Source organism: Streptomyces sp. KLMMK (genome assembly GCF_036961605.1).
Lineage (GTDB): Bacteria > Actinomycetota > Actinomycetes > Streptomycetales > Streptomycetaceae > Streptomyces > Streptomyces telluris.
In genome coordinates this window covers 1-3,025 of record NZ_JBAMDC010000581.1, presented here as the reverse complement: position 1 = coordinate 3,025, position 3,025 = coordinate 1, and the positions used below count along the sequence as shown (strand labels likewise).

Annotated in this window: 3 protein-coding genes; 1 reads left to right on the top strand and 2 read right to left on the bottom strand. The window is 73.1% G+C overall.

All coding sequences use genetic code 11. From position 1 onward, the window contains the following. Together V7793_RS35820 and yczE are read right to left on the bottom strand one after the other, a co-directional pair. A complete protein-coding gene (locus V7793_RS35820) occupies positions 1-375 on the bottom strand; it encodes an RNA polymerase-binding protein RbpA (protein WP_004948858.1) in 375 nt (124 codons plus the stop codon). 256 nt (positions 376-631) lie between these two features. Next, positions 632-1,249, bottom strand: a complete 618-nt coding sequence (yczE, locus tag V7793_RS35815) for a membrane protein YczE (protein ID WP_336013858.1) — start codon at positions 1,247-1,249, stop codon at positions 632-634. Between the two features lie 268 nt (positions 1,250-1,517). On the opposite strand from yczE, the gene yczR reads away from it, so the two are divergent. Further along, a partial coding sequence (gene yczR / locus V7793_RS35810) for a MocR-like transcription factor YczR (RefSeq protein WP_336013857.1) occupies positions 1,518-3,025 on the top strand: 1,508 nt, incomplete at its 3' end.

Below are 3,025 nucleotides of genomic sequence, written 5' to 3'. Positions count from 1 at the left end.
TCAGGCGGACTTGCGGGTGTCCCGCGGATGAACGGCAATGTTCATGGCACCGGAGCGAAGGACCGCCAGCCGTTCGGCCAGCACCTCCTCCAGCTCCTCGCGGGTACGCCGCTCCATGAGCATGTCCCAGTGCGTACGCGCGGGCTTGCCCTTCTTTTCCTCAGGACCATCGCCGTCCACCAGGAGTGCCACGGCGCCGCACGCCTTGCACTCCCACTCCGGCGGAATCTCCGCCTCTACCGAGAACGGCATCTCGAATCGATGGCCGTTCGGGCATGCGTACTCCACCGCCTGGCGCGGGGCCAGATCGATGCCGCGGTCGGTCTCGTAGCTGGTAACCACAAGTCGCGTGCCGCGGAGAGCTCGCTCACTCATGAATCGTGCCTCCCGGGCTTAGTCGCCCACAGGACAGGTGTCGCTGTCGTCGTCATCCGGTCAACGTCCGGTCGGCGGTGAAGATTCCCGTTGAGGGACATGCGTCGCCCGTCGTGCCGCCCCTTGTTGTACCCACCAACGCCCGTTTTGTCACATCTGGCAACGGATGTCACCCTGTGTTTCTGTCGCTTTAGCGTGCAGTAACGGTTCGTTCGGTGGGTCGAAGGCGTACACTACCGGCCCGCTTGATCCTGGCCTAAACCAGGTCCGGAATTTCGCGCCCGGCCGGGTGTACGGGGGCCGGAGCCGGGGCCTCCGGAAGGGCGAACAGGCGCAGGAAGAACTGCGACAGCGGGCCTATCGCCAGGGCGTAGAAGACCGTTCCCAGGCCCACCGAGCCGCCGAGCACGAACCCCGTCGCCAGCACGACCACCTCGATGCACGTGCGCACCAGGCGCACCGAGCGCCCCGTCCGCCGGTGCAGCCCCGTCATCAGGCCGTCGCGCGGACCCGGGCCGAACCTGGCCGAGATGTACAGCCCGGTCGCCACCGCGCACAGCGCCACCGCGAAGGCCAGCAGCGGGATCCGTATCCACAGCGACCGCGGGTCGGGCACCAGGCTCAGCGTCGCGTCCATGGCCAGGCCGATGACCAGCACGTTGGAGACCGTGCCCAGGCCGGGGCGCTGCCGCAGCGGGATCCACAGCAGCAGCACCAGTGCGCCGATCGTGATCGACGCCGTGCCGATCGACATCCCCGTGTGCTCCGCGACGCCCTGGTTCAGCACGTCCCACGGCGCGAGCCCCAGTCCCGCCCGCAGCTGCAGCCCCGCGCTCACGCCGTACAGCGCGAGCCCGACGTAGAGCTGCAGCAGCCGGCGGGCGAGGGACGCCCCTCCCGGTGCACCTCCCGGCGCGCCTTCCGACTCCGGCGCGCCTTCCGACGGGCCTTCCGGTGCCCCTCCCGGCGCTCCCCCTGATGCGGGCACGGTTCCTCCTGACGCTCGGCACGCGCCCCGAAGGCGGCGTGGACGGTACAAGTGGCGGCCACCTGCAGTGGTGCAAGTGGCCTGCCGCATGACAGTCTGGGATACAGGTGGACGCAAGATCCATGGCCAATCCTCGGAAGGTGGACCGATTCAGATGAGTCATTGGACCTCCTCGGTGGGGGCGCAGAAGCTCGCCCGCCTTCTCGGCTCGCAGCGCGACCGCGAGGCGCAGGGCGGCCGCGGCACCGTCACGCCGCTCGGCGGACGCCGCGCCCCCGCCTACCGCTCGCTCGCGGACGGCATCCGCCTGCTCGTCCTCGAAGGCCGCGTCCCCGTCGCCGCCCGGCTGCCCGCCGAGCGCGAGCTCGCCGCCGCCCTCTCCGTCAGCCGCACCACCGTCGCCGCGGCCTACGAAGCCCTGCGCAGCGAGGGCTTCCTCGAGTCCCGGCGCGGCGCCGGCAGCTGGACCGCGGTGCCCGCGGGCAACCCGCTGCCCACCCGCGCCCTGGACCCCCTGCCCCCCGAGGCCGCCGGCTCCGTCATCGACCTCGGCTGCGCCGCCCTGCCCGCCGTCGAGCCCTGGCTCGGCCGCGCCGTCCAGGGCGCCCTGGAGGAGCTCCCGCCCTACGCGGCCACCCACGGCGACTACCCCGCCGGCCTGCCCGCCCTGCGCCAGGCCATCGCCGACCGCTACACCGCCCGCGGCGTGCCCACCATGCCCGAGCAGATCATGATCACCACGGGGGCCATGGGGGCCGTCGCCGCCATCTGCCGGCTCTTCGCCGGCCGCGGCGAGCGCGTCGCCGTCGACTCGCCCTCCTACGCCAACGTCCTGCAGCTCATGCGCGAGGCCGGCGCCCGCCTGGTGCCCGTCGCCATGGCCGACGGGCTCGGCGGCTGGGACCTGCCGGCCTGGCGCCAGGTGCTGCGCGACGCCGCCCCCCGCATGGCCTACGTCATCGGCGACTTCCACAACCCCACCGGAGCCCTCGCCACCGAGGAACAGCGCCGTCAGCTCGTCGAGGCGGCGCGCGCCGCGGGCACCCTGCTCGTCGCCGACGAGACCATGGCCGACCTCTGCCTGGAACCCGGCCTGGAACTGCCGCGCCCCGTCTGCGCCTTCGACCCCGCCGGCAACGCCGTCATCACCGTCGGCTCCGCCAGCAAGTCCTTCTGGGCCGGGCTGCGCATCGGCTGGGTGCGGGCCGCACCCGAAGTGATCCGCAGCCTGGTCGCCGCCCGCGCCTACGCCGACCTCGGCACACCCGTGCTCGAACAGCTCGCCGTCACCTGGCTGCTGACCACCGAGGGCTGGGACGCCGCCGTCGCCATCCGGCGGACCACGACGCGCGAGAGCCGCGACGCCCTCGTCGCGGCGGTCCGGCGGCACCTGCCCGAATGGGAGTTCACCGTCCCGCGCGGCGGCCTCACCCTGTGGGTGCGCACCGGCGGCCTCTCCGGCTCCCGCATCGCCGAGGCGGGCGAACGCCTCGGCGTACGCGTGCCGTCGGGCCCCCGCTTCGGCGTCGACGGCGCCTTCGAAGGCTACGTGCGCCTCCCGTTCACCGTCACCGGCGCCGTCGCCGAGGAAGCGGCCTCCCGCCTGGCGGAGGCGGCCCGCCTGGTGGCAAGCGGCGCGACGGCTGCGGTGGAGGCGCCGCG

Coding starts and splice junctions, on each gene's coding strand:
- V7793_RS35820 (WP_004948858.1), bottom strand. CDS start 375: ATGAGTGAGCGAGCTCTCCGCGGCACGCGACTTGTGGTTACCAGCTAC.